This is a genomic window from Frigoribacterium sp. Leaf8 (genome assembly GCF_001421165.1).
In the GTDB taxonomy this organism is placed as follows: domain Bacteria; phylum Actinomycetota; class Actinomycetes; order Actinomycetales; family Microbacteriaceae; genus Frigoribacterium.
Genome location: NZ_LMKB01000001.1, coordinates 761,574 through 785,937, shown reverse-complemented (window position 1 = coordinate 785,937; position 24,364 = coordinate 761,574). Strand labels below are relative to the sequence as shown.

The window sequence follows — 24,364 nt, the reverse complement described above, 5'->3', positions numbered from 1 at the left end:
GGCGCGGTGCGGAAGGGGCGGCGAGGGAGGGGCGGCACAGCCAGGGAGGCGCGGTGCGGAAGGTGCAGCCCGGGCGGCACAGCCCAGGAGGCGCGGTGCGGGAGGTGCAGCCCGGGCGGCACAGCCCAGGAGGCGCGGTGCGGTCGGGCGGTCAGCCCACCTGCACGGGTGGCCCCGCGATCAGCAGCACCACGAAGACGACGACCACGGCGACGACCAGCAGCACGAGGGCGAGGACGAGGTGCCCGAGCATCCAGCGCAACAGGCGGTCGAGGGGGCGTCGGTCGCGCGGGTCGTCGGTCGCCGTGCGGCGCCAGGCGCCGGCGAGGAGGCCGCGGCGGTCGATCCAGCGCTCGACGGGCAACGAGGCGAACGGCACGACGGCGCTGGCGAGGGCGGCCAGGGTCACCCCGCCCGACCAGCGCTGGTTCACCGCGACGACGACGCCCGCGACGAGGTACGCGAGGAACACGAAGCCGTGGATCGGCCCGGCCACGCTGACCGGCCAGTCGCCGACCCCCACGGCGTACTTGAGGATCATGCCGGCGATGAGCAGCGACCAGGTCACCACCTCGGCGACGGCGAACGAGCGGAAGAGGGTGCGAGGCGACACGAGCTGCTCCTGATGAGGGGCCGACGGGGACGCGTCCATGCTCGCAGCCCCCTGCTGAGCGCCGGCCCTGGCCGGTCGATTCGGCGACCCGGCCACGCGGCCACGCGGCCACGCGGCCACGCGGCCACGCGGTCACGCGGTCACGCGGTCACGCGGTCACGCGGCCCGCGTACCCCTCCGGCTGGGTGCCGCCCCGCGCCTCCTCGGTTGGATGGGTCCCATGACGACACTCGCGATCATCGGTGCAGGCAAGGGGCTCGGCGCTGCCGTGGCCCGACGATTCGGCGCGGAGGGCTTCAGCGTGGCCCTCATCTCCCGCCACCAGGGCAGGCTCGACGCCCTCGCGGCCGAACTCGAGGCCGACGGCGTCACGGCCCAGGGCTTCACCGCCGACGTGCGCGACCCGGCGAGCATCGCCGCCGCGCTCGAGCAGGCGACCGAGCAGCTCGGACCGATCCAGGTCATGCAGTACAGCCCGCTGCCGCAGAAGGACTTCATGCGTCCCGTGCTCGAGACCATGCCCGCCGACCTGGTCGGTCCGGTCGAGTTCTCGATCTACGGACCGGTCGCGGCCGTGCACCAGGTGCTGCCCGGCATGCGGTTCCTGCCCGACGGCGGCGGGACCATCCTCTTCGTCAACGGCGGCTCGGCCGTCACGCCCGGCGCGAAGGTGACGGGCACCTCCATCGCCTTCGCCGGGCTGACCGCCTACGCGCAGCTGCTCCACGACGAGCTCGCCGGCGAGGGCATCCACGTCGGTCAGCTGATCATCCCCGGCGGCATCGAGCCCGAGAGCAGCGACAAGAGCCCTGAGGCGCTGGCCGAGTTGCTCTGGCAGCAGCACGTCACGCGCGGCGACTTCCGCACCACGGCGCCCGAGAAGGGCACGCCCGCCTGACTCCCGGCGTTCGGGTGGGGGCTGGTGCCTCCGCCGGACGGCAGGCGGCCTCAGACGCCGCCGAAGCGCTCGGTCCGGACGCGGGTCGGCGCGTGCCCGAGCTCGACCAGCCAGCCGGCGACGACCGCCACGAACGAGTTCGCCCCGCAGACGTAGACCAACGGATGCTCGGACGCGGGCAGCACGAGCCGCTCGAGTTCGTCGCGGGTGAGTCGGCCCGCCGGTCGCGCGTGCCCCTCGGGAGCCGTTCGGCTGAAGACCCAGTCGACCACGAGGGGCGCTCGAGGCCCCGTCGCGTCGCGAGCCGAGGAGGCGCGCGCGGCCTCGTCCAACTCGCCGACGTACCACCGCGAACCCGGGTCGCGCACCGAGGCGAGCAGACGCAACGGGGGTGCGTCCCGGCCTCGGGCCCGCACCATCGCCATCAGCGGTGCGACGCCCGACCCCCCACCGATCAACTGCACGGGGGCCGCCGTCGGCGGGGTCGCCCCCTCGGGCTCGGGCAGCACCGCGTGGACGGCCGAGTCGGGCTCGAACTCGGTCGGCGGCCAGACGAACCAGCCGCCGATCGGGCCGCGCACCTCGATCGAATCGCCGGGTTCGGCCGCGTCGACCAGGTAGGGCGAGACCTCGCCGTCGTCCAGGCGCTCGACGGTGACCTCGATCTGCGGGACCGGGCCCGCGCCTCCTGCGCCCCGCGCGCCGTCGGGGCCACCGGAGGCCCTGACGTCGCTCAGCGAGTACGACCGCACGGCCGTGTACCCGTCGTCCGCGGTCAGCCGCAGGTCGACGTGCTGGCCGGCTCGCGCGGGCCGAAGGCCGGGCACCGCGAGGGTGAGCGACCGGGCCCGCGGCGTCTGCGCGACCGACGACACGATCGTGGCGGGCAGCCAGGCGTACGGATCACCCGCGGGGTCGAGCCCGGCGACGCCGCCGACCCCGGGGTCGGGAACGTGGTCGCTCACGCGTACCGTTCTTCCTTCCACGGGTCGCCGTGCGGGTGGTAGCCCATGCTCTCCCAGAAGCCGCGGCGGTCGGTGGCCATGGTCTGGATGCCCTGCAGCCACTTGGCGCTCTTCCAGAAGTAGAGCCCGGGCACGAAGAGGCGCGCGGGCCCGCCGTGCTCGGCGTGCAACGGCTGGCCCTCGTAGGTGTCGACCACCCAGGCCTTGCCCCCGAGCAGCTCGCCGAGCGGCAGGTTGGTCGTGTACCCGCCGTGGCTGGTCGCCATCGCGAACTCGTGCGTGGTCTCGAGGCCGTCGAAGAGGGTGTCGAGCGAGACGCCCCGCCAGTGGGTGCCGAGCTTCGACCAGCTCGTGACGCAGTGGATGTCGGTCTCGATCGCCTCGTGCGGCAGGGCCTGGAAGTCGGCCCAGGTGAGGGAGCGCTGCCCGGTCTCGGTGGCGACCTGGAGCTCCCACCGCTTGATGTTCGGCGTGGGGCCGGCCGACAGGACCGGGAACCCGCTCTCGAGGTACTGCCCCGGGGGCAGTCGCGGGTCGGCCGCGCGTCGCCTGCCGAAGCCGGTGAATCCTGCCATGGTGCGCCTCCTCGGGGTGGAGCGGGGTCGTTCGCGGGTGCGTCGTACGCCCGTCAGCCTACGCACGACCCCCGACGGCGCCGGGCCCCGAGGCTGCGTCCGCGCTGGGAGAACGTTGACCCCGGCATGGGTGGAGGTCGTACGGTGGATGCAGGTCAATTCGAAAGGACCCCACATGGCTGAGTACACCCTGCCCGATCTGCCCTACGACTACTCCGCTCTGGCGCCGCACATCAGCGCGAAGATCATGGAGCTGCACCACTCCAAGCACCACAACACGTACGTCACCGGCGCGAACACGGCCAACGCCGCCCTCGCCGAGGCCCGCTCGACGGGTGACCTGGCGAACGTCAACAAGCTCGAGAAGGACCTCGCCTTCAACCTCGGTGGCCACGTCAACCACTCGATCTTCTGGACGAACCTCACCCCCGAGACCAGCGAGCCCACCGGCGACCTGCTCGAGGCCATCGGCCGCGACTTCGGCGACCTCGAGAAGTTCAAGGCCCACTTCACCGCCACCGCGCTCGGCGTGCAGGGCTCGGGTTGGTCCGTGCTCGCGTACGACGTGCTCGGCCAGCGCCTCAGCGTCTTCCAGCTCTTCGACCAGCAGGGCAACGTGCCGTTCGGCCTCGTCCCCCTGCTGATGCTCGACGTGTGGGAGCACGCCTACTACCTCGACTACCAGAACGTGCGCGCCGACTACGTCAAGGCCTTCTGGAACATCGTGAACTGGAGCAACGTCGAGGCCCGCCTCGCCGCCGCGACGACCAAGACCGACGGTCTGATCACGCTCTAGTCCCTCCCGGCACCACCACGCCGACGGCGCGTCCCCACCCGGGGGCGCGCCGTCGCCGCGTCCCCGGGGCCCGACGGCTCGTCCCCACCCCGGGCGCGTTCGTCCTCAAGGATGAAAACCCCGCAGGAGGCGCGCGCGGCCGGTCGACGACGCCTTACGGTCGTCGACATGGACACCATCCCCGACGACCTGCGCACCTGGGTGCCGCGCCTCGCGGCCCCCGTCGGTGCCGCGGTCTTCGTGCTGCTGTGGACGATCGCCGAGGCCGGCCGGGGCGAGATCGTCGAGAACGTCGTCCTGTTCGGGCTCTTCGGCCTGGCCGTCGGCCTCGCGGTCTGGATGCCGTGGACGTCGATCGGCCTGATGGTGACGATCCCGGCCCTGCAGCTCGCCGGCTGGGTGCAGCCCCCGACGGACACCACCTGGCCGACGTACCTCGCCCTCGCGTTCGTGGCGTTCTTCGCGGCGTTCGCCCGCTCGGTCGCCGTGCGGCTCGTCGCCCTCGCCGCCGCCGGCCTCGCGTCGGGACTCGCCGCGATCGCGATGGCCGTGCCCACCCTCGCGCGACCGTACGTGTGGTCGTCGTGGGTCGGCGGCGGCCAGGGCACGAAGACCGACGTGATCACCCTGGCGGCCTCGCTCTTCGGTGCCGCGGCCGCGGCCTGGGCGGTCGGCATCTTCCTCTCGAGCGTGCTGCGGGTCCGCCGCATCGGGCAGGTGCTCGAGCGCACCGAGACGCGCTTCCACGAGACGGACTTCGAGCTGCGCCTCGCCCACGACCGTGCCCGGATCTCCCGTGACGTGCACGACGCCCTCGCCCACTCGCTGGCGGTGATCGTGTCGCAGGCGCAGGGCGCCCTCGCGTTGTCGGCGACCCGTCCCGAGGTCGTCGAGCAGGCGCTGCGCACGATCGCCGACGTCGGCCGCACCTCGTTGGTCGACGTGCGGCACCTGGTCGAGCGCATCCAGCAGGACGCCGACGACGTGACGCCCCGCGAGACCCTCGCCGACCTCGACCGACTCGCGACGACGATGCGCGACGTGGGCATGACCGTCACCCTGCGGCACCTCGGCGACGCCTCCGAACTGTTGCCCTCGCAAGAACTCGCGGTCTTCCGCATCGTGCAGGAGAGCCTGACCAACGCCCTCAAGCACTCCGGCTCGTCGAGCACGGTCGACGTCGCCCTCGACTGGCGGGGGCCCGGCCTCGCCCTGCTGGTGACGTCCTCGGGCGACGACCCGCTCGTCGCCGCCCGCCGCGGCACCGGCCGGGGCACCGGCATCGCCAGCATGACCGAACGGGCCCGGCTCGCCGGTGGCTGGCTGACGGCCGAGCTCGGCGACGACGGCGTCTTCGTCGTCACCGCCTTCCTGCCGACTCCCGAACCGATCGGACTCCTGCAGTCCTGGACGGAGCAACCCGCATGACCGACGTGACGACCGCGACGAGGCGCACCGCGCCTCCCGCCCTCGTGAGGGTGGTCGTCGTCGACGACCAGCCGCTGTTCGCCTCCGGGCTGCAGATGCTGATCGAGGCGCAAGCCGACCTGGTCTGCGTGGGCACGGCCGTCGACGGGGCGGCCGGGGTCGCCCTGGTCGAGCGTGAGCGGCCCGACGTCGTGCTGATGGACCTGCGCATGCCCGTGATGAACGGTCTCGAGGCCACCACGCGCATCGTGGCGGCGGCCGGCACCGACCCCGACTCGGCCCCGCGCGTCGTCGCCCTGACCACGATCCAGCGCGACGAGGCCGTGTTCAGCGCGTTGAAGGCCGGGGCCTACGCGTTCCTCACGAAGGACGCCACGCCCGACGAGGTGCTGACGACGATCCGCGCGGCGGCGGCCGGCGAGCCCGTCCCGACCACGGCCGCCGCTCTCGACGTCGTGCACGCGTTCGCCGTGCCGACCCCGTCGCCGAAGCGGCGGACCGAACCGCTCGAGGTGCTCTCGCCCCGCGAGCGCGAGATCTTCCTGCTCGTGGCACGGGGCCTGAGCAACGCCGAGATCGCCGAGAGCGCGTGGCTGAGCGAGGCGACGGTCAAGAGCCACGTGCGCGCCGTGCTGCAGAAGCTCGGCATGCGCAACCGCGTGCAGATCGTCGTCTTCGCCTACGAGAACGACCTGGTGGGCCCGGCCCGCGACGACGAGGGGGCCACGCGATGACCGACGAGAAGAACGTCCCGACCCGCGACGTCCCGCCCGGCGGCGTCTCGCCTCGACAGCGACGCGCGAAGCGGGTGACGCTCGCAGCCGTGGTCGCGGTGGTCGCCGGCGTCGTCGCCTACGGCATCCCGGCCAATGCGGCCTACGCCCTGCCCGACCTCCCCGAGAAGGACGTCGACGCGTGGACGATGCCACTCGACCGGTACGTGCCGGTCGGCGAGACCTCGTCGTCCTACGCCCTCCTGCTCGTCGCGCAGCAGTGCATGGTCGCGGCCGGTCACGACGACTTCGTGGTGCCGTGGCGGGACGTGGCGGCGGGCGACCGGGCGGGCGAGCTGTCGATGAACGGCTCGCTGCGCCTCCGGGCCTTCGACCTGGCGACGGCCGAGACCCGCGGCTACCACGCCCTGTCGGTCATCGACGCGGGGGCGGCCGCCTGGTCCGAGTTCTCGTCGCAACCCTGGACGGACGAGAGGTCCGCCCGGTTCGACACCTGCGTGCAGCGCGCCCGCGGGACGATGCCGTCACTGGACGACTACTCGAACCGCACCCAGTCGCTCGTCCGCCTGAACAACGCCGCGTTCGAGGGGGCCCGTGACGACCCCACGGTGACGGCGACCTGGGACGACTGGCGCGGGTGCATGCAGGACGCCCGGGTGGGCGACGTGGCCTCCGACCCGTCGGGCATGCCGACCCTCGAGATGGCCGACCGGTTCGAGACGCTCGACTCGAGCACGTCGCCGACCGACGACGAGATCGAGATCGCGACGGCCGACGCCCGGTGCCGTGAGTCCTCCGGCTACCGCGACGCCCTCTACGAGGCCGAGTGGCAGCGACAACTCACCGTGCCGCACGACGACGGCGAGCTGCTCTCCGGGATCGACACGGCGGCCCTGGCCGCGGACAACGCGGAGATCCGGGGGGTGCTGGCCGAGCTCACCCCACCGCGGCCACCGTCCTGACCCGCCCCCTCCTCGAGGGACTGGGAAACCGGTCGGCCAGTATCTAAACTGGGTCCACAGAGGACACGTCGGGGGACGGGGGAACGTCCGACGGCCTGATCAGCGGGGGCAACGAGCTGGTCAGGCCTTCGTGCCCGGGGGCCACGACCGTCGGCAGCACGAACGCCCACATGTCGCGCAGCCGGTCGAAGAGGTCGGCGCGGGCGGTCAGGGCCTGCGACACGATGTGCACGCCGGCGTACGACCCGACGACGAAGCGGGCGACGCTCTCGACGTCGGTGTCGGCCCGGAAGTCGCCCTCGGCGACCGCGCGCTCGACGAGCCCCGAGATCTGGGCCTGCCAGTCGAGGTACGGGTGCTCGACCCGGAGGTCGCGGCTCGGCGACTGGGTGGTCAGACGGATGCCCGCCGTCACGAGCACCTCGGTGGTGAGCTGCGTGGCGAGCGACGCGCACGAGAGCATGAGCGCCTCGGCACCGCTGCCCGCGGTCTCGGACACCCGGTCGGCGTAGGCGCGCGAGAGCGCGTGCTGCTCGGCGATGACCGCGTTCGCGAGGTCGGCCTTCGAGCGGAAGTGGAAGTAGAGCGCACCCTTGGTCACCGTGGCGGTCTCGGCGACGAGGTCGAGCGAGGCCTCGCTGTAGCCGTGCTCGTCGAAGACGACGGCGGCCCCTCGGATGATGGCGGCGCGGGTCACCTGGGCGCGTTTCTGCTGGGGCATCGGGTGGGTCTCTCCTGCGGGTCGAGACGGTGCCCCTGCGAGGCACCGCACGGCCGCCCCCCGCCGGCCGCTGCACACGTTACCGGGACGACCTGCGCCCTCCGACCGTCGCCGGGGTACGCGTGGCGAAGCGTTTCGGGGTACGACCGACCGGTCCGCCTGCGGCTCGTGACGTCGCGTGCCGCGCATGGTCACGGCGCGCTAGCGTGCGGGCATGACGCTCAGCCTCGTGCCCATGCCCACCTCCCGCCTCGTGCCCTGGATGCGACGCTCGACCGCCGAGTACGAGAAGTCCCGCGTGCTCGCCGGCGAGACCCCCGAGCAGGCCGCCGAGGCCGCCCGACGCTCGATCGGCGAGGCCTTCCCCGACGGGGCACCGGCCGAGGGCCACCTCGTCTACGACGTCATCGACGACGCCCGACCGGGTGAGCCCGTCGGCATCCTCTGGATCGCACCCCGCGTGCCCGGCTCGTCGGACTGGTGGGTCTTCGACGTCGAGATCGACGAGGCCCACCGCGGCGCCGGACTCGGCCGGGCGACGATGCTCCTCGCCGAGCAGGCCGCCGCCCGTCACGGCGCCGAGACCCTCGGCCTGAATGTGTTCGGCTACAACGAGGTCGCCCGCCACCTCTACGAATCGCTCGGCTACGAGACGACCGCCGTGCAGATGAAGAAGCCCGTCACCGCCTGAGGGGCGACCCGGGAGGCGCGGTGTCGGTCTCGGGGACGGGCACCGGCTCGGGCGGGGCGACCTGCGCCTCCTCGGGGTCGCCGTCCGCGGCGCGGGCTCTCGGCACCCGGCTGGCGTAGAGCACGCCGCCGACCACCGCGACGCCGGCGACGAGCTCGACCAGGTCGGGCACCTCGCCGAACGCCAGCCACGAGGCCAGCACGCCGACCACGGGCACGAGCATCGAGAACGGTGCGACGGTGGCCGAGGGGTAGACCGAGAGCAGGCGCGTCCAGATGCCGTAGCCCACGACCGAGGCGATCAGCACGAGGTAGAGCAGGCAGAGCACCGACGGCAGCGCCTCGAGCGTGAGGACCGTGCCGAGGCTCTCACCGATGCGCTCGGGGCCCTCGACGACGAACGACAGGGCGAGCATCGGCACCGGCGCGACGATCGACATCCACAGCGTCAGGTGCATCGGGTCGGGCGGCGCGGCCCGTCGGACGGCCACGTTGCCGATCGCCCAGCCGAGCGCGCCGCACAGCGTCAGCACGACGGGGAGCAACGCGGCGACCTGCGACCGGTGCCCCGCGATGACGACGAGCCCCACCACCGCGATGCCGATGCCGATCGCCTGTCGGCGGGTGATGCGCTCTCGCAGCCAGAAGCCGGCGATCACGACCGTGAACGGCGCCGACGCCTGCAGGACGAGCGAGGCGAGACCCGAGGGCATGCCCGCCGCGATGCCGAGGTAGAGGAACGCGAACTGCAGCATGCCGAGCGTCGCCCCCACGAGCAGGAGGCGCGACCACGGGATCGCCGGACGCGGCACCAGCAGCACGGTCGGCACCGCGAGCAACGTGAAGCGCAACGCAACGAGCAGGAACGGCGGGAAGTGCTCGAGGGCGATCGCGGTCACGGGGAAGTTGATGCCCCAGCAGACGGCGACGACGAGGGCGAGGAGGCGGTCACGGACGGTCACGTCTCCATCGTGGCGTGCCGGACCGTTCAGGACCAGCGCAGATCCCCGCGTGCACTTTGTAGGCTGCCTTCATGGACCTGTCCCATCTCGACCTGCTGCGGGAACTCGCCGACCGCGGCAGCGTCACCGCCGTCGCGACCGCCACGCACCGGTCACCCAGCGCCGTGTCACAGCAGCTGAAGACGGTGCAGCGTCAACTCGGGGTCGAGCTCGTCCGTCGCGTCGGCCGGGGCGTCGTGCTCACGGAGGAGGGCCGGGCGCTGGCCCGGGCGTCGGTCGGGGTCGCGACCGCGGTCGCCGAGGCCGAGGCGGCGTTCGACGCCGTCCGCGGAGGCACGGGTGGCGTCGTGCGGGTGTCCGTGTTCGCCTCGGCGGCCGAGCTCCTGCTGCCCGGAGTGCTGCACCGCATGCGGTCGCACCCGGGCATCGAGCTCGACGTGGCCGACCGCGACGTCTCCGAGGACGAGTTCGCCCCGCTGACGGCGGACTTCGACGTGGTGCTCGCCCACCGGTCGGACGGCGTGCTGCCGCCGGGCCGAGGCTCGACGACCGTCGTGTCGCTGCTGCGCGAACCGCTCGAGGTCGCCCTCCCCCTCGGCCACCGACTGGCCGATCGCAGTCGGGTGGCCGTCGACGACGTCATCCGCGAGCCGTGGATCGGCGTGCCCGAGGGCTACCCGATCGACCGCGTGCTGGTGTCGATGGCCCTGCAGTCGGGCGTCGCACCCGAGGTCGTCCACCGCACGGTGCACCTGCCCCTGATCGAGAACCTCGTGGCGGCCGGCCACGGGGTCGCCCTCGTCCCGCGTCACACGTCGGCCTCGCGGGCGCCCGGTCGGTTCCACCTCGCGACGCTCGAGAACGTCCGCGCCGGGCGCCACCTCGAGGCGCTGATGCGAACCGACCGGGCGGCCCGGCCGGCCGTCCGCACCGTCGTCGACGAGATCCGGGCCGAAGCCGCGTCGATCTGACGAACCGATGGACGAGGCGCGCGAAGTCTCCTCGCCGTCTTGTGACACGGACCTCTCGGACGGACAATTTCCTGTACTCAGGAGGAACGATGAAGACACTCACCTATTCCGAGTCGCGGGCGAACTACGCAGCGACGCTCGACGCGGTCATCGACGATCGCGAAGAGGTCGTCATCACCCGCGCCGGGCACGATCCCGTCGTGCTCGTCGCGCTCGACGACTACGAGTCGTTGAAAGAGGCGGCCTACCTCTTGCGCAGCCCGGCCAACGCGCGGCGCCTGCTCGGCGCGATCGAGCGTCTGAGCGAGGGCGGCGGGAGCGAGCGAGAACTGCACGGATGAGGATCGTCTTCGACGACGACGCCTGGGACGACTACGTGTACTGGCAGACGCAAGACCGGAAGGTGCTGAAGCGCATCAACACCCTGATCCGCGACATCGAACGCAACGGGAACGAAGGCATCGGCAAGCCCGAGGCCCTGAAGCACGGCTTCCACGGATTCTGGTCTCGCCGCATCACCGACGAGCACAGGTTGGTCTACAGGGTGACCGAGACGGACGTCCTGATCGCGCAGTGCCGCTACCAGTACTCGAGCTGAACTCGGGTCGTCAGCGGACGCCCTTCGACGCGAGGAAGACCACGGGGTCGGTCGGGACGCCGCCCTGCCGCACCTCGAGGTGCAGGTGGCAGCCGGTCGAGCCGCCCGAGGTGCCGACGCCGGCGATGTTCTGGCCGGCCGCGACCTGCTGGCCGACCGAGACGTAGATGCCGTTGCGTTCCATGTGGGCGTAGGCGCTGCTGACCCCGCCGCCGTGGTCCACGACGATCAGGTTGCCGTAGCCGCTCGACGGCCCGGCGTAGCTGACGCGACCGGCCGAGACCGAGTAGATCGGCGTGCCGCAGGAGGCCCCGAAGTCGGCTCCGGCGTGCAGCTTGTACTCGCCCGTGATCGGGTGGATGCGGTAGCCGTAGGCCTGGTACGAGCCGAACGCGCGGATGGCGGCGACCCACCCGGTGCCCGGGTCGGGCACGGTGACGCCCGGGCCGGGACCGCCCGTGCCCGGCGCGACGGGGCCCGTGCCACCACCCGCGGCGGGGGCGGGACGCGCAGCGGCGGCGGCGGCCGCAGCCGCGGCCGCCTGTGCCTGCGCGTAGGCCTGCTCGAGCGTCATGCGGTCGTCCTCGAGCAGGGCGACCTGGGCGGCGAGGGTGGCCTTCTCGTCGTCGACGGCCGCGAGGTCGGCCTCGGCCGTCACGCTGGCCCCGGCCGCCTCGTCGAGTGCGGTCTGCGCGTCGGCCGCGAGCCGGTCGCGTTCGGCGAGCGCCACGGCGGCCTGGTCGGCCAGCGAGGTCGCGAGGTTGTCGGCGGCCTGGGCCCGCTCGCGGAGGCGACCGACGTTCTCGCCCAGCTTGCTCGACAGGCTCAGCCCCTTGAGCACCTCTTGGGCGCCGTCGCCGGCCGCGAGCAGGTCGCCCACCATGCCCCCGCTGCCGGGGCGGGCCAGCAGGGCGGCGGCCTGGCCGACGACCCGTCGTGAGGAGTCGGCGGTCTCGCGGGCCTCGGCCCGGCGCGTCTCGAGCCGCTCGTGCCGTGCGGTCGCCTCGTCGACGGCGGCCTGGGCCTCGCCCAGCACGCGTCCGGCCTCGTCCGCCGAGGTGCGGGCGGCCTCGGCACGGGCCGAGGCCGCGTCGAGCGCCGTCTGCAGGTCGGCGAGCGCCTTCTTCTTGGCGGACTCGTCGTCGCGGGCGGCGAGGACGGCCTGCCAGGTCGGGGCGGCGGCGATCGCTCGGTCGGGGACGAGGAGCGTGGCGAGCACGGCCAGCACGAGGGCGACGGTGGCTGCCGACGTCCGGCGGCGGAGGGGGCTCGAGAGGGGAACGGGGCGGACGGAGTGGGACATGGCTCTCTGTCTGTCTGGTGCACGCGTCGCGTGCGGTGGTGCAGGGGCGTCCGCGCTCGGGCCTCGCGGAGCACCCACACTACCGAGGCGCTCCGGGACGGAAGCGGCGCGCTCGCCCCGCACCGCGCCTCCTCGGGGCGGTCGCCGGGCTGGGGACGAGACGTCGACGCGGCGCCGTCAGCGATGCCGACGCCTCGGCGACGCGGCGCCGACCCGGCGCCCGCGAGGTACGGTCGTGTCCCCCTTTCGGCCCCTGTGCGTCGGCCGGCATCCGTGGTCGACTGTCCCTTCCACCACCGTCGGGGCAGCTCCCCGAGTGCGCCGAGAGAGGCGCAGATGGCATCGTCCCGACCGGCCCGCACCACCCTCGGCCTGATCGCCGCGGCCGCCGTCGTCCTGCTGACCGCGTGCTCGTCGGGCGACGCCACCCGTCCGACGCCGACGGGCGCACCGGCCACGCCGACGCCGACCCCGACGTCGCAGGCGACCCGGGTGACGCCCGAGACGATCCGCACGGCTCCGTCCGGCACGGTGTTCCACGGGGGCATCGCGCTCGAGCCGAACTCGCTGGCGATCCGGGCCGAGGCCACGCTGAGCGCCGACGGCAAGACGGACGCCGCGCGGGCCGCGGCCCTCATCGCGGAGCGCCCCGTGGCGATGTGGATCGGCGACGGCTACGACGACGCCCAGCTCGTGAAGGTGATCACCGACTACCTGGCCGCCGCCGAGGACCAGGGGGCGACGCCCGTGTTCGTCACCTACGCGATCCCCGACCGGGACTGCGGCAACTACTCGGCCGGCGGCTTGTCCGTCGAGCGCTACCCCGCCTGGAACGCGACCATCGCGGCCACCCTCGCCGGGCACCGGGCCGTCGTCATCGTCGAACCCGACTCGCTCGGCATCCTGAGCCGGTGTCCGCAGCTGGCCGACACGCGCCTCCCCCTGCTGAAGCAGGCCGTCGCCGACTTTGCGGCGGCCGGCGTGCCCGCCTACCTCGACGGCGGCAACTCGCACTGGGTGCCGCCCGAGGTGATGGCCGAGCGGCTCGAGGCGGCGGGCATCGAGCAGGCCCGCGGCTTCTTCACCAACGTCGCGGGCTTCTACCCCGTGGGCGACGAGCAGCCCTACGCCGAGGAGGTCGCGGCGATGACGGGCGGCAGCCGCTACGTGATCGACGTGTCCCGCAACGGCCGCGGCTGGAAGGGGACGTGGTGCAACCCCGAGGACGTCGGCCTCGGCCAGGACCCCCGCGTGGTGTCCGACGACGGCCGCCTCGACGCCCTGCTCTGGGTCAAGACGCCGGGCATCAGCGACGGCACCTGCAACGACGGCCCCCCGGCCGGTGAGTGGTACCCGTCGTACGCCGAGATGCTCGTCGACCGCCGCCCCGAGTGGGCCCGCAGCTGACGCACGGTCGGCCGGCCCGCCTGCCCCGCCACCGCGCCACGAGATGAACACGCCGCCACATCATCGAGTGGCGGCGTGTTTACTTCGTGGCGGCTTGAGCCGAGCGACCGGGCCGGGCCGGGCCGCGCCGGGCCGGGCCGGGCCGGCGGTTTCTAGCCCAGGCGGGCGCGCAGCAGCTCGAGGAACTCGTCCGCCATCGCGAGCTGACGCTCGAGCTTCGCGCGACGCTCGACGGTCTCGTCGATGAACGCCGCCAAGGAGGCGCGGGTCGCCTGACCGCGCCCGTCGCCCTCGGCGCCCGCCCCGCCGTCGTCGTCGACCGCGGCGGCCTCGTCACCCGCCCCGCCGTCGAGTGCGTCGACGACCCGCAGCAGTTCGGCCATCTCGTCGAGGCTGAACCCGAGCGGCTTCATGCGTCGGATCACCATGAGCCGCAGGTAGTCGTCGTGCGTGTAGAGCCGGAATCCGCCCTCGCTGCGGCCCGACGGCGTCAGCAGACCGACCTCGTCGTAGTGGCGGATCGTGCGCAGCGACATCTCGGTGCGCTCGGCCAGCTCGCCGATCTGCATCGTGGCGGTCTCGTCGGGCATGGGATCTCGTTTCATCTCTACCCTCACGTAAGGGTAGGGTTGCATCGTACGGCAGTGTCGCCGACTCCCCATTCTTCCGCACACCCCAGGAGTCCTCCGTGACCACTGCCCACGACTCCGACCGCGCGCGCCCTGAACCCGCCGCGCGGTCGGTCCTCCCCGTCCGCCCCACCGACACGGTGCTGTCCGTGTTGCGCAACCCGCGCCTCCTGACCCGCGAGGCCCTGGCCGGCGTCGTCACGACGCTCGCGCTCGTGCCCGAGGTCATCTCGTTCTCGGTGATCGCCGGGGTCGACCCGATGGTCAGCCTCGTCGCGTCGATCGTGCTCGCGCTCGTCATGTCGGTCCTCGGCGGCCGGCCGGCGATGGTGACCGCGGCCGCGGGCTCGGTCGCCCTCGTCATCGCGCCGCTGGTCCGCGAGCACGGCACCGACTACGTGCTGCCCACGGTCGTGCTGGCCGGGCTCGTGCAGCTCGCGTTCGGGCTCGCCGGCCTCGCCCGGCTGATGCGGTTCATCCCCCGCTCGGTCATGATCGGCTTCGTCAACGCGCTGGGAGTGCTGATCTTCGTGGCGCAGGTGCCGCACATCATCGACCAGCCGTGGGTCGTCTACCCGCTGTTCGCCCTGACCATCGCGATCGTCGTGCTGCTGCCGAAGGTGACGAAGGCCGTACCCGCGCCGCTCGTCGCCATCGTCGTCGTGACGGTCATCGCCGTGGCCGCCCGCCTCGACGTGCACACCGTCGGCGACGAGGGCCCGATGGGTGGCGGCCTGCCCGGCCTGACCCCGTGGCTCGCCCCGTTCACCCTCGAGACGTTGCAGATCATCTGGCCGACCGCCCTCAGCGTCGCCTTCGTCGGCCTGATGGAGACCCTGCTGACCGCGAAGCTCGTCGACGACCTCACCGAGACCCCGTCACACAAGGGCAAGGAGTCCTGGGCGCTCGGCGTCGCGAACATCACGGCGGGCTTCTACGGCGGCATCGCCGGCTGCGCCATGATCGGCCAGACCGTCGTCAACGTGAAGATCGGACGGGCCCGCACGCGGGTGTCGACCATCGCAGCCGGGCTCTTCCTGCTGTTGCTGGTCACCGGGCTGAGCGCCGTGATGTCGACGATCCCGATGGTGGCGCTGGCCGCGGTCATGATGATCGTCGCGATCACCACCGTCGACTGGCACTCGCTGAAGCCGTCGACCCTCCGCCGCATGCCCGTGCCCGAGACACTGGTCATGGTGGTCACGGTGGCGGTGGTCGTCGCGACGAACAACCTCGCCCTCGGCGTCGCGGTCGGCGTGCTCCTCGCGATGGTGCTGTTCGCGCGCCGCGTGGCCCATGTGATCACGGTCGAGCGGCACGTGACGCCGGCCCCCGCGGGCGCCACCGACTCCTCCGACACCTCCGGCACCTTAGGCACCGCCAGCGACACCGTCGGGGTCACCCCGAGCGCAGGAGGCGCGGGTGCCGTCGTCGACGGACCCCCGGCCCCCGAGACGGTGCGGTACGACGTCGTCGGCCCGCTGTTCTTCGGCAGCAGCAACGACCTCGTCGAGCACTTCTCCTACGGAGACGACCCCGCGACGGTCACCGTCGACCTGTCCCGCGCCCAGGTGTGGGACGCGTCGAGCGTCGCCGCCCTCGACTCGGTCGACGAGAAGTTCCGCGCACACGGCGTGACGGCGACGTTCGTCGGGCTGGACGACCGCAGCGAGGCGTTCCACGGCCGTCTCACCGGCCGCCTCGGGTAGCGGGTCCGGAGCACGCGCACGCGACACCGCGGCACGGTGCTTGCCGCAGGGCAGGCGGACGGCGGAGACCCGGAGGCGCGGGCCGTCAGATCAGGACGTCAGAGCGGCAGACGCAGCCGAGCCCGAGGGACGGCTCAGCCGTCGATGCGGACGAAGTGGTGCGCCTGGTTCCAGATCGGGCGGACGTCGACGAAGCCGCCGGGCTTCGGGGCGTCGAGGATCATGCCGTTGCCGGCGTAGATGCCGTCGTGGGCCAGGTTGTCGAACACGACGAGGTCGCCGGGAACCGCCTCGGACTCGGGGATGGTCCGGCCCTCGGTGTTCTGCGTCGGCACGTAGTGGGTCAGCTCGATGCCGAACTGCGCGTAGACGAACGTGATGAGGCCCGAGCAGTCGAACTTCGAGGGGTCTTCGCCGCCGTGCACGTACGGCGTGCCGATGTACTGCAGCGCGACCGCGAGCACCTGGTCGCGGTCGAGTTCGGGGTAGAGCGGGTTCGCGAGGTAGTCGGCCGTGGTCGGCCCCTCGTAGGTCGTGTTCGCCGCGGCCTTGCGGTTCTGCAGGTTCTGCGTCACGACGTCGACCATCGACGTGGCCGAGTAGGCGTCGCGGGCGGTCTCGTCGGACTCGTCGGACAGCGAGGCGGTGTCGACCGACAGCGTCTGCGAACCGAGCGACGACCGCGCCGTCGCACCCGCGGCGACGGCCTGGGCCTCGTCGCCGGTGGTCGCGAGCAGGGGGAGGACGCCGCTGGCGGCGAAACCGACGATCGCGGTGACGATGGAGAGCTTCTTGACGGCGGTGCCGACGCTGCGCGCCGCACCGGGGCGGCCGGCGGCCGCACGGGTCGGCGAGGCGGGACGTGCGGCCACGGCCGCGGCACGGCGAGAGCGGCGTGACAGACGGGCAGGCGCCGGGTGGCCGGTCGGTGAGGAGGCGCGGGCCGCGTCCTCGGGACGAGCGGCGGCGCTGGCCGTGGCGGCGGACTCTTCGAGACCGAGCAGGGGGCCGGCCTGAACCGGCGCGTCGGCGCGTCGGGGTCGGACGCGCGGGGCGACCGAGGCCTCGGCGGCACCGACGAGGGCGGGGCACTCGACGAAGGACTCACGGTGCGAGGTGGGGAGGACGTCCCGTCGGGCACGGCGTTCGCGACGCTCGAGGGCGAGGCGGGCCGAACGCTCTCCGAGCGGACGGACGCCGGTCGGACCAGCCTGACGCTGACCAGCACTTTCGACGTGACCAGCCGTCGCGCCACCCTGATCCGGAGAGGTCGGGGAGGCGGGCTTCGTCACGCGTGCGGTCCTCTCGTCTGGGGGTGGTGCGAACACTCGACCCTAGCGCGCATCATCCTCGAGGTGTAGTTCTCACCCGAAAAAGATCACGAACAGGTCACGAGGCCAGGCGGGCATCACTCGTCGGATGACGGCGGCTCACCCGACCCGGACGACGAGCCCGGGTCGCCTCGGCGCCGCTTGAGCTCGCGTCGCAGGGCCCGCCGTTCGCGCCAGCTCGGGGGTGGTGGCGGCACGGCGGCGGCCTCGGCAGCCCGGCGCGCCTGCCGCCTCTCGTGCCAGAGCAGGACCTCGCCGTCAACGTCCCGCGTGGGCGTCACGACCGGGGGTCCACCGGACAGCTGGCGCCTGGCCTCGACGATGCGCGCGTTGAAGTCCTCGAGGTGCGACCGCACGGCGGCCTCGGAGCGCAGCCGGTCGAGCTCGGCGTGCAGACCCGTGCTCTCGGCGCGCAGCGACAGGGCCGGAGGGGCGAGCCCGGTGAGCCCCTCGCGCTCGATCAGACCGCGGAGCCACCAGTCGGGGTCGACCGTGCCGCCGGCCAGGCCGGGCAGCGGCTTGCCGGCGAGCGGCAGGTCGTCGAACTCGCCACGGGCGATCGCCTGGTCGATGGCGGTGCGGGCCCAGGCCCGCATCTCGGCGGCCGTGCGGGTGTCGCGGGGCGCGTCGTCGCTCGGCACGTCGCCGTCGACCCGGTAGCGGGCCGCGTCGACGCGGTGGTCGCGACCCTGCGGTCGTCGTTCGGGTTCTCGGTCCATGCGCCGCGCCTCCTGCGCTCGTCGTGGGGCGGCGGACGGTGCCCGGCCGTCGCTCCTGCTCGTTCGTGCTCTTCGGGGTTCGTGGCGTCGAGGGTACGCCGCACCACCGACGGTGGCCGGGCCTACCCTGGAGGCCCCGCCCGCCGATCGAGGAGGCCCGATGCGCGACGCCGCCCCACCCGCCCCCCGCACGATCTCGGCGGCGTACGCCCTGTGGATCGCCGTCGTCGCCCTGGGCGTCGTCGGTGCCGTCCTGCTGATGCTGTTCGGCGGGCCGGCCCGGGTGTCGACGTCCGGCGGGGCCCTGGCCGACCCACGCGGAGCCGACATCGCCGGCGGCGTGTTCGCGATCGTGGTCGCCCTGGTGCAGCTCGCGGTCGTGCGGTCGATGCGCGACGGGCGCCGCTGGGCACGCACCGTGCTGCTCGTGCTGACGATCCTGCAGGTGCTGGGTGGCGTGAGCGGGGCGAGCGGCGGTGGGGTGCTCGAATGGGCGTCCGTGATCTGCGCGCTGATCGCCTGCCTGCTGATGCTGCTGCCGCCGTCGACGGCGTTCTTCGAGCGGCACGCCCGCTAGGCGCGTCGGCTGCACGACGCCCCGAGGAGGCGCGGCTCGCCCGGCGAGGAGGCGCGGGTCGCCCGGCGAGGACGCGCCGCTCGTCAGCGGAGGCGCGGGTCGTCCGGTGAGGACGCGCCGCCCGTCAGACCGAGCGGCCCCGACCCCGGGCGCGCAGCACGTCGACGACGACCGCTCCGACCACGGCCCCGGCGCCGATCAGGGCGAGCACGGTGCTCGACCGGACGAAGTCCGAGCGGCGACCGCGGGGCAGGCGACCGGCCGCGAGGTCGTGCAGCAGCTGGCCGGACGCGGCGAGGCAGGCGGACTCGGCCTCGGCGTCGTGCAGCGACCAGTCCGGCACGGAGACGTCGCCGATCACGCTGACGTCCCCGTCGTCCGCGTCGAACCAGACGTCGATCGGCGCCCGCCGTGGGCCCGTGATCGTCAGCACGCGCGACTGCCAGCCAGCACGACGGATCGCACCACCCGGCACCTCGTCGCCGACCCACGAGTGGACGACCCGCAGGCGCCCGCTCTCCTCGGCGGCGGCCAGGTCGAGCGCCCGTCGCAGCCGATCGACGAACGGCGGACGCTCGGGTTCGGGCAACGAGATGGTCGGCAGGCCTCGGTACATGCCGACAGTGTGCCCCGCCCGCCTGGACGCCGCCGCACCTGCACCCGCACCCGCACCCGCCGGCCCGCCAGCCCGCCAGCCCGCCGGCCCGCCAGCCCGCCACGAACTAAACATTCCGCCACGCAAAAAGATGGCGGCTTGTTTACTTCGTGGCGTGATGTCCACTTCGTGGCGGCGAGGGCAGGGAGGCGCGGCGAGCGACGGACGGCTGGGCTCAGCCGGCGTTCGGCAGCCGCACCTCCAGCGTGCCGTCGACGACGCGGGTCTCGAAGCGCGGCTGGGGCGAGGTCGCCGGCCCGTGGACGACTTCGCCCGTCGCGAGCGAGAAGACGCTGTCGTGCCACGGGCAGGTGACGCAGGCCTCGCCGCGTACCGTGCCGACGCGGCCGTCGGCGAGGGACGCCGACAGGTGGCTGCAGGTGTCCGACAGCACCTCGACGCGGTCGCCGTGGCGATACGCCACCACGGGCTGGCCCGACACCTCGAGGGCGGTGAGTTCGCGGTCGGGCAGCTCGTCGACCCGGGCGATCTCGTGCCAGCCGGGCGCGACCAGGTGCGGGACGTCCTCGGCGTGGTTCGCGCCGACGGCCTGACGATAGGCGAGGTGTCCGCCGATGAAGCCGCCGGCCGAGACGGCACCGAGCCCCGCGAAGCCGAGCAGCTTGGCGCTGAGCGACCGTCCTCGCACGCGCTGCAGGTACGAGGCCCCGTACAGGGCCGTCGCGACGAGGTTGGCCGCCGAGTGGACGAGGCCGACGCGCTTCTGCTGCTCGTGCGTCGCGGCCCAGTCGGCGAAGCCGGCGAGCGCGGACGGCGCCACGGCCAGCACGCCCACGCCGACGAGGGTCCGGGCGGCCCGGTCCTGGCCGGGCAGCAGGTCGAGCACGGCCGCGCTGATCCAGGCGCCGGTCGGGACGAGCACCATCACGGGGTGCAACGGGTGGCCGGCGGGGACGCCGTGCAGCACGTCGCGCAGGCTGCGCGGCGCGAGGACCCGGTCGACGACGCCGGCGACGCGGTCGACGAGCGGGTCCAGCCGCTCGGCGTTCTCGAGGGCGGTCAGGGTCCTGACGATTCCGAGTTCTCGCATGACGTGCCTCCAGTGCTGGTCCGGGCCGTGGATTCGTGTTGTCCCGAGCAAACACCCGTTGCGCCCGACCCGCCGTCTCGCCCACCACCACCGCCGCAGCCCGCCGGCCCGCCAGCCCGCCAGCCGTCGCCGCCAGCCCGCCACGAACTGAACACTCCGCCACGAGAAAAAGTGTCGGCATGTTCACTTCGTGGCGGCGAGAGCAGGGAGGTCTGGTGCAGCCCGCCAACCCGCCACGATGTGGTCACGGCGCCACGACCAGTCCTGGCGCTGTGGCCATCTCGTGGCGTGGAAGGCAGGAGGCGCGGTGTCGGCCGGGCGCGGCGAGCACAAGAGGCGCGGCGAGCGCAGGAGGCGCGGTGCCTGCCGGCGACGGAGTCCGCCCCCCGTCACACGCTTGGCACGGAGCCCCGCAGGCAGTTGACTATGTCCACCCGTCCGGCCCGCACCGCCGGCACCCCCACAGCACACCCCTTCCCGGAGGTCCCGCCTCATGTCCGTCCGCCCCGCCACGTCCGCACGCCCGTCCGCACGCCCGGCCGCACACCCCGCACCCGCCCGCCTCGGGGACCGCCCGTCGTCCCGCCTCCGTCACCCGCGCCTCCTCGGGGTCGCCGGGGGCCTCGCCGGTCTCGCCCTGCTCGCCGGCTGTGCCAGCGCTCCCGCCGAGGGAGGCGGCAGCACCTCCGCCGCGGGCGAGGACTGCGCCCGGATGGTGACGAACTCGGGCGGGCTCGACGACCGCTCGTTCAACCAGTCGAGCTGGGCCGGCCTGCAGAAGGCCGAGAAGGAGGACGGCATCCAGGCCCGCGTGCTCGTCTCGACGACCGAGAACGACCTGGCCCCGAACGTCGCGCAGGCCGTCGACTCGGGCTGCGGCTTCGTGCTGACGGTCGGCTACGAGCTCGCCCCCGCCACCGAGGAGCAGGCGGCGGCCAACCCCGACATCGACTTCGCCATCGTCGACGAGACCGTCGAGGCCCCCAACGTCAAGCCGATCCTGTTCGACACCGCGCAGGCCTCGTACCTCGCCGGCTACCTCGCGGCGGGCGTGAGCAAGACGGGCAAGGTGGCGACCTTCGGCGGCGGCAACCAGCCCCCGGTCACCCTGTTCATGGACGGCTTCGCGGACGGCGTCGACGCCTACAACGCCGCGCACGGCACGAGCGTGCAGCTGCTCGGCTGGTCGAAGGAGGCGCAGGACGGCTCGTTCACCGGCGACTTCGAGGACGTCAACAAGGGCAAGCAGCTCGCCCAGGCGCTGATCGACCAGGGTGCCGACGTGATCATGCCGGTGGCTGGGCAGGTCGGCGAGGGGGCGGCGTCGGCCGCGCTCGCCACGGGCGGCGTCGACGTGATCTGGGTCGACAACGACGGCTACGACACGCTGCCCGCCGAGTACCGGCCGATCGTGCTGACCAGCGTCATCAAGGACACCGAGAAGGCCGTCCAGCAGATCGCCGTCTCGTCGACCGACGACTCGTTCACCAACGAGCCCTACGTCGGCACGCTCGACAACGGCGGCGTCGGCCTCGCGCCGTTCCACGACCTGGCGTCGTCGGTCAGCCCCGAGCTGTCGGACGAGCTCGACGCCCTGCGCGACCAGATCGCCAGCGGAGCCGTGACGGTCACCTCGCCCAGCCAGCCGTAGGCCGGTCCCGGGCTCGGGCCCGGCAGCGACCCCTGCCGCCCCGCCGAGTGGGCAGAAGATGCTCTTCAGCGCGAGCCGAGCAGCACCTTCTGCCCACTCGCGGGCCAGGACGAGGAGGCGCGGGTCAGGAAGCGCCGGAGGTCGCCGCCCGGGCGGCCGCGGCCCGGGCGGCAGCCCCGCGAACGGCGGCGACGACGCGGTCGGTCGTCATGCCGCGCTCGCGCAGCGCGTCGGCCGCGGGGGCCGACAGGCCGAACTCGTCGATGCCGACGACCACGCCGTCGGGGCCGGCGACGCCCTCCCAGCCGAAGCTCGCGGCCGCCTCGACCACGACCCGGGCCGTCACCGCGCGGGGCAGCACCTGCTCGCGGTACTCGGCGGGCTCGGCGTCGAACCATTCGCGGCAGGGCATCGACACGACGCGCACGGCGAGGTCGTCGATCTGCGCGACGGCCTCCAGCACGAGGGCGACCTCGCTGCCCGTGGCGACGACGACCACGTCGGGCGCGCCGGCATCGGCCGCGTCGGCATCGGGCGCGCCGGCGTCGGGCGCACCGGCGTCGGTCGTGTCGGCGCCCGCAGCCGCAGCCGCGGCCGCAGCACCGCCGTCCTGCACCACGTAGGCCCCGCGGCGCACACCCGCACGCACCACGTCGGCGGGCGTCGCCGCGACCGGCAGCGGCTGTCGGGCCAGGACCAGACCAGCCGGACCGTCCTTCTCGAGGATCGCCAGCCAGGCGGCGGCGGTCTCGGCACCGTCGGCCGGACGCACGACCGAGAACCCGGGCATCGCGCGCAGGCTCGCCAGGTGCTCGATCGGCTGGTGGGTCGGCCCGTCGGCGCCGAGGGCGACCGAGTCGTGCGACCAGAGGTAGGTGACCGGCAGCTGCATCAGCGCCGCCAGCCGGATCGCCGGGCGCTGGTAGTCGCTGAACACGAGGAACGTGCCGGCGAAGAACCGCGAGCCCTCGATCAGCGCGATGCCGTTCATGGCCGAGGCCATCGCCCCCTCGCGCACGCCCCAGTGGACGTTGCGACCGGCGCGGCCGGTGCCGGGGGCCTCCTCGGGGAGGTACGACGCGCCTCCTGCGATCGCCGTGCGGTTGGGCTCGGCGAGGTCGGCCGAACCGCCCCACAGCTCGGGCAGCGCCTCGGCGAGCGCCTGGATGACCGTGCCCGACGCGTCGCGGGTGGCGAGCGTGTCGCCGGGAGAGAAGACGGGGAGGCGCGACCCGAGGTCCGCGGGCAGGGTGCGCGACCGCGAGCGGTGCAGCTCGGCGGCGGCCGCGGGGTGGGCAGCCTCCCAGGCGTGGGCGGCGACCTGCCAGGCCTCGCGGGCGGCCCGGCCCCGCTCGAGCACGGACCGGGTGTGGGCGAGCACGGCGTCGTCCACGGTGAAGGGCTCGGAGTCGACGCCGAGCTCGACCCGGGTCGCGGCGACCTCGGCGGCACCGAGCGGGGCGCCGTGCGAGCCCGAGGTGTTGCGGGCGTTCGGGGCGGGCCAGGCGATCTGCGACTTCAGCACGACGAGGTGCGGGCGGTCGCCCCGGCGGTCGGTCGTCGAGAGCACCTCGTCGAGGGCCTCGACGTCGACGTCGCCGTCCGGGGCGAGTCCGACGTGGTCGACGCGCCAGCCCTGCGCGGCGAACCGGGCGCCGACGTTCTCGCTCGAGGTGAGGCTCGTGTCGCCCTCGATCTGGATGTCGTTGTCGTCGTAGACCACCGTCAGGTTGCCGAGGCGGTGACGTCCGGCGAGCGCACCGGCCTCGTACGAGAGGCCCTCCTGCAGGTCGCCGTCGGACGCGAGCACGAAAACGCGGCGGTCGAAGACGGACTCGCCCGGGGCGGCGTCGGGGTCGTTGACGGCACGCTCGTGCAGCATCGCCATCGCCATGCCGACGGCTGTGGCGAGGCCCTGCCCGAGCGGCCCGGTCGTGGTCTCGACGCCGGGGGTGTGGCCGAGCTCGGGGTGGCCGGGGGTGCGCGACCCGAACGACCGGAACGCCTTGAGGTCGTCGAGCGACACGTCGTAGCCGGTGAGGAACAGCTGCGTGTAGAGCAGGACGCTCGCGTGCCCGCAGCTCAGCACGAACCGGTCGCGGCCGGCCCAGTCGGGTGCCTGCGGGTCGTGCCGCAGGTGCTTCTGGAAGAGGAGGTGCGCGACGGGGGCCAGCGCGGCCGCCGTCCCCGGGTGGCCGGACCCGGCGCGCTCGACGGCGTCGAGGGCGAGCAGGCGGGCGGTGGTGACGGCGGCGGCGTCGAGAGTGGCCTGATTGAGAGCATGGGTCACGTGGGGGGCTCCGGTTCGGGGAGGGGCGGGCTGGGTCTCCGACGACCGTAGCGTCGGTCATCAGGACGTCATGATGAATCAAGACGACTGTCGACTTGCACCGGTGGTCGGCGAGACGTACCCTCGTCG

Annotated in this window: 25 protein-coding genes; 13 read left to right on the top strand and 12 right to left on the bottom strand. The window is 73.5% G+C overall.

Annotated elements, in window-relative coordinates:
- Positions 1–151: 151 nt before the first annotated feature.
- Positions 152–613 carry a DUF3817 domain-containing protein gene (locus tag ASL10_RS03640; RefSeq protein WP_235452366.1) on the bottom strand — a complete coding sequence of 154 codons (462 nt, stop codon included), beginning with the start codon at positions 611–613 and terminating at the stop codon, positions 152–154.
- Between the two features lie 220 nt (positions 614–833).
- Here ASL10_RS03640 and ASL10_RS03635 point away from each other — a divergent pair, with 220 nt between their 5' ends.
- Positions 834–1,511 (top strand): SDR family NAD(P)-dependent oxidoreductase, encoded by a 678-nt coding sequence (locus ASL10_RS03635; RefSeq protein ID WP_056044369.1) that lies wholly within the window; start codon positions 834–836, stop codon positions 1,509–1,511.
- A 50-nt stretch (positions 1,512–1,561) separates the two neighbouring features.
- On the opposite strand, the gene ASL10_RS03630 is transcribed toward ASL10_RS03635, so the two are convergent.
- Together ASL10_RS03630 and ASL10_RS03625 are read right to left on the bottom strand one after the other, a co-directional pair.
- On the bottom strand, positions 1,562–2,476 hold the full coding sequence (locus ASL10_RS03630; protein ID WP_235452364.1) for an oxidoreductase: 915 nt from the start codon (positions 2,474–2,476) through the stop codon (positions 1,562–1,564).
- On the bottom strand, positions 2,473–3,051 hold the full coding sequence (locus tag ASL10_RS03625) for a molybdopterin-dependent oxidoreductase (protein ID WP_056044367.1): 579 nt from the start codon (positions 3,049–3,051) through the stop codon (positions 2,473–2,475). Before ASL10_RS03625 ends, ASL10_RS03630 begins: the two co-directional genes overlap by 4 nt.
- Positions 3,052–3,226: 175 nt before the next feature.
- On the opposite strand from ASL10_RS03625, the gene ASL10_RS03620 reads away from it, so the two are divergent.
- The 4 genes from ASL10_RS03620 to ASL10_RS03605 all read left to right on the top strand — a co-directional run bounded on the left by ASL10_RS03620 (position 3,227) and on the right by ASL10_RS03605 (position 6,971).
- Entirely contained in the window at positions 3,227–3,847 is a 621-nt protein-coding gene (locus ASL10_RS03620) for a superoxide dismutase (protein ID WP_055976080.1), read from the top strand.
- Between the two features lie 168 nt (positions 3,848–4,015).
- The gene (locus ASL10_RS03615; protein ID WP_056044365.1) at positions 4,016–5,275 is read left to right on the top strand and encodes a sensor histidine kinase; all 1,260 of its coding nucleotides are present in this window, start codon (positions 4,016–4,018) and stop codon (positions 5,273–5,275) included.
- Positions 5,272–6,009, top strand: coding sequence for a response regulator transcription factor (locus tag ASL10_RS03610; protein WP_056044364.1), 738 nt, complete (start codon positions 5,272–5,274; stop codon positions 6,007–6,009). Before ASL10_RS03615 ends, ASL10_RS03610 begins: the two co-directional genes overlap by 4 nt.
- A complete protein-coding gene (locus ASL10_RS03605) occupies positions 6,006–6,971 on the top strand; it encodes a hypothetical protein (protein ID WP_056044362.1) in 966 nt (321 codons plus the stop codon). Before ASL10_RS03610 ends, ASL10_RS03605 begins: the two co-directional genes overlap by 4 nt.
- A gap of 43 nt (positions 6,972–7,014) precedes the next feature.
- On the opposite strand, the gene ASL10_RS03600 is transcribed toward ASL10_RS03605, so the two are convergent.
- A complete protein-coding gene (locus ASL10_RS03600) occupies positions 7,015–7,692 on the bottom strand; it encodes a ScbR family autoregulator-binding transcription factor (RefSeq protein WP_056044360.1) in 678 nt (225 codons plus the stop codon).
- 214 nt (positions 7,693–7,906) lie between these two features.
- Here ASL10_RS03600 and ASL10_RS03595 point away from each other — a divergent pair, with 214 nt between their 5' ends.
- Positions 7,907–8,383 (top strand): N-acetyltransferase, encoded by a 477-nt coding sequence (locus ASL10_RS03595; protein WP_056044358.1) that lies wholly within the window; start codon positions 7,907–7,909, stop codon positions 8,381–8,383.
- Here ASL10_RS03595 and ASL10_RS03590 read toward each other — a convergent pair.
- Positions 8,373–9,344, bottom strand: coding sequence for an EamA family transporter (locus tag ASL10_RS03590; protein ID WP_056044357.1), 972 nt, complete (start codon positions 9,342–9,344; stop codon positions 8,373–8,375). The two genes, ASL10_RS03595 and ASL10_RS03590, sit on opposite strands and share 11 nt — an antisense overlap.
- A 71-nt stretch (positions 9,345–9,415) precedes the next feature.
- Here ASL10_RS03590 and ASL10_RS03585 point away from each other — a divergent pair, with 71 nt between their 5' ends.
- The 3 genes from ASL10_RS03585 to ASL10_RS03575 all read left to right on the top strand — a co-directional run bounded on the left by ASL10_RS03585 (position 9,416) and on the right by ASL10_RS03575 (position 10,913).
- Entirely contained in the window at positions 9,416–10,315 is a 900-nt protein-coding gene (locus tag ASL10_RS03585) for a LysR family transcriptional regulator (protein ID WP_056044355.1), read from the top strand.
- An 89-nt stretch (positions 10,316–10,404) separates the two neighbouring features.
- Positions 10,405–10,656: a type II toxin-antitoxin system Phd/YefM family antitoxin gene (locus ASL10_RS03580; protein WP_054145051.1), complete on the top strand. Its 252-nt coding sequence runs from the start codon at positions 10,405–10,407 to the stop codon at positions 10,654–10,656.
- Positions 10,653–10,913, top strand: coding sequence for a Txe/YoeB family addiction module toxin (locus tag ASL10_RS03575; RefSeq protein ID WP_056044353.1), 261 nt, complete (start codon positions 10,653–10,655; stop codon positions 10,911–10,913). The genes ASL10_RS03580 and ASL10_RS03575 overlap by 4 nt, the downstream gene beginning before the upstream one ends.
- A gap of 10 nt (positions 10,914–10,923) precedes the next feature.
- Here the strand turns inward: ASL10_RS03575 and ASL10_RS03570 are convergent, their stop codons facing one another.
- Positions 10,924–12,216, bottom strand: coding sequence for a M23 family metallopeptidase (locus ASL10_RS03570; protein WP_056044351.1), 1,293 nt, complete (start codon positions 12,214–12,216; stop codon positions 10,924–10,926).
- Between the two features lie 336 nt (positions 12,217–12,552).
- Between ASL10_RS03570 and ASL10_RS03565 the strand changes: the two genes are divergently transcribed.
- On the top strand, positions 12,553–13,623 hold the full coding sequence (locus ASL10_RS03565) for a glycoside hydrolase family 6 protein (RefSeq protein ID WP_056044350.1): 1,071 nt from the start codon (positions 12,553–12,555) through the stop codon (positions 13,621–13,623).
- A gap of 152 nt (positions 13,624–13,775) precedes the next feature.
- On the opposite strand, the gene ASL10_RS03560 is transcribed toward ASL10_RS03565, so the two are convergent.
- Entirely contained in the window at positions 13,776–14,213 is a 438-nt protein-coding gene (locus ASL10_RS03560) for a MerR family transcriptional regulator (protein WP_157485217.1), read from the bottom strand.
- A gap of 98 nt (positions 14,214–14,311) precedes the next feature.
- On the opposite strand from ASL10_RS03560, the gene ASL10_RS03555 reads away from it, so the two are divergent.
- Positions 14,312–15,961, top strand: a complete 1,650-nt coding sequence (locus tag ASL10_RS03555) for a SulP family inorganic anion transporter (RefSeq protein ID WP_082460117.1) — start codon at positions 14,312–14,314, stop codon at positions 15,959–15,961.
- A 134-nt stretch (positions 15,962–16,095) separates the two neighbouring features.
- Here the strand turns inward: ASL10_RS03555 and ASL10_RS03550 are convergent, their stop codons facing one another.
- Together ASL10_RS03550 and ASL10_RS03545 are read right to left on the bottom strand one after the other, a co-directional pair.
- A complete protein-coding gene (locus tag ASL10_RS03550; RefSeq protein WP_056044346.1) occupies positions 16,096–17,253 on the bottom strand; it encodes a C40 family peptidase in 1,158 nt (385 codons plus the stop codon).
- A gap of 116 nt (positions 17,254–17,369) precedes the next feature.
- Entirely contained in the window at positions 17,370–18,011 is a 642-nt protein-coding gene (locus ASL10_RS03545) for a DUF1992 domain-containing protein (RefSeq protein ID WP_082460116.1), read from the bottom strand.
- A 160-nt stretch (positions 18,012–18,171) separates the two neighbouring features.
- On the opposite strand from ASL10_RS03545, the gene ASL10_RS03540 reads away from it, so the two are divergent.
- Entirely contained in the window at positions 18,172–18,588 is a 417-nt protein-coding gene (locus tag ASL10_RS03540) for a hypothetical protein (RefSeq protein ID WP_056044345.1), read from the top strand.
- 124 nt (positions 18,589–18,712) lie between these two features.
- Here the strand turns inward: ASL10_RS03540 and ASL10_RS03535 are convergent, their stop codons facing one another.
- Together ASL10_RS03535 and ASL10_RS03530 are read right to left on the bottom strand one after the other, a co-directional pair.
- Positions 18,713–19,204, bottom strand: a complete 492-nt coding sequence (locus tag ASL10_RS03535; protein ID WP_056044343.1) for a hypothetical protein — start codon at positions 19,202–19,204, stop codon at positions 18,713–18,715.
- Between the two features lie 214 nt (positions 19,205–19,418).
- Entirely contained in the window at positions 19,419–20,294 is an 876-nt protein-coding gene (locus ASL10_RS03530) for a Rieske 2Fe-2S domain-containing protein (protein WP_056044341.1), read from the bottom strand.
- Between the two features lie 493 nt (positions 20,295–20,787).
- On the opposite strand from ASL10_RS03530, the gene ASL10_RS03525 reads away from it, so the two are divergent.
- On the top strand, positions 20,788–21,945 hold the full coding sequence (locus ASL10_RS03525) for a BMP family protein (RefSeq protein ID WP_082460115.1): 1,158 nt from the start codon (positions 20,788–20,790) through the stop codon (positions 21,943–21,945).
- Positions 21,946–22,069: 124 nt separating this feature from the next.
- Here ASL10_RS03525 and ASL10_RS03520 read toward each other — a convergent pair whose 3' ends face one another.
- A complete protein-coding gene (locus tag ASL10_RS03520; RefSeq protein WP_056044339.1) occupies positions 22,070–24,235 on the bottom strand; it encodes a transketolase in 2,166 nt (721 codons plus the stop codon).
- Between the last annotated feature and the right edge of the window lie 129 nt (positions 24,236–24,364).

Coding starts and splice junctions, on each gene's coding strand:
- ASL10_RS03585 (WP_056044355.1), top strand. CDS start 9,416: ATGGACCTGTCCCATCTCGACCTGCTGCGGGAACTCGCCGACCGCGGC.
- ASL10_RS03600 (WP_056044360.1), bottom strand. CDS start 7,692: ATGCCCCAGCAGAAACGCGCCCAGGTGACCCGCGCCGCCATCATCCGA.
- ASL10_RS03595 (WP_056044358.1), top strand. CDS start 7,907: ATGACGCTCAGCCTCGTGCCCATGCCCACCTCCCGCCTCGTGCCCTGG.
- ASL10_RS03530 (WP_056044341.1), bottom strand. CDS start 20,294: ATGCGAGAACTCGGAATCGTCAGGACCCTGACCGCCCTCGAGAACGCC.
- ASL10_RS03575 (WP_056044353.1), top strand. CDS start 10,653: ATGAGGATCGTCTTCGACGACGACGCCTGGGACGACTACGTGTACTGG.
- ASL10_RS03615 (WP_056044365.1), top strand. CDS start 4,016: ATGGACACCATCCCCGACGACCTGCGCACCTGGGTGCCGCGCCTCGCG.
- ASL10_RS03525 (WP_082460115.1), top strand. CDS start 20,788: ATGTCCGTCCGCCCCGCCACGTCCGCACGCCCGTCCGCACGCCCGGCC.
- ASL10_RS03545 (WP_082460116.1), bottom strand. CDS start 18,011: ATGGACCGAGAACCCGAACGACGACCGCAGGGTCGCGACCACCGCGTC.
- ASL10_RS03565 (WP_056044350.1), top strand. CDS start 12,553: ATGGCATCGTCCCGACCGGCCCGCACCACCCTCGGCCTGATCGCCGCG.
- ASL10_RS03635 (WP_056044369.1), top strand. CDS start 834: ATGACGACACTCGCGATCATCGGTGCAGGCAAGGGGCTCGGCGCTGCC.
- ASL10_RS03625 (WP_056044367.1), bottom strand. CDS start 3,051: ATGGCAGGATTCACCGGCTTCGGCAGGCGACGCGCGGCCGACCCGCGA.
- ASL10_RS03535 (WP_056044343.1), bottom strand. CDS start 19,204: ATGTACCGAGGCCTGCCGACCATCTCGTTGCCCGAACCCGAGCGTCCG.
- ASL10_RS03605 (WP_056044362.1), top strand. CDS start 6,006: ATGACCGACGAGAAGAACGTCCCGACCCGCGACGTCCCGCCCGGCGGC.
- ASL10_RS03610 (WP_056044364.1), top strand. CDS start 5,272: ATGACCGACGTGACGACCGCGACGAGGCGCACCGCGCCTCCCGCCCTC.
- ASL10_RS03570 (WP_056044351.1), bottom strand. CDS start 12,216: ATGTCCCACTCCGTCCGCCCCGTTCCCCTCTCGAGCCCCCTCCGCCGC.
- ASL10_RS03620 (WP_055976080.1), top strand. CDS start 3,227: ATGGCTGAGTACACCCTGCCCGATCTGCCCTACGACTACTCCGCTCTG.
- ASL10_RS03540 (WP_056044345.1), top strand. CDS start 18,172: ATGCGCGACGCCGCCCCACCCGCCCCCCGCACGATCTCGGCGGCGTAC.
- ASL10_RS03560 (WP_157485217.1), bottom strand. CDS start 14,213: ATGCCCGACGAGACCGCCACGATGCAGATCGGCGAGCTGGCCGAGCGC.
- ASL10_RS03580 (WP_054145051.1), top strand. CDS start 10,405: ATGAAGACACTCACCTATTCCGAGTCGCGGGCGAACTACGCAGCGACG.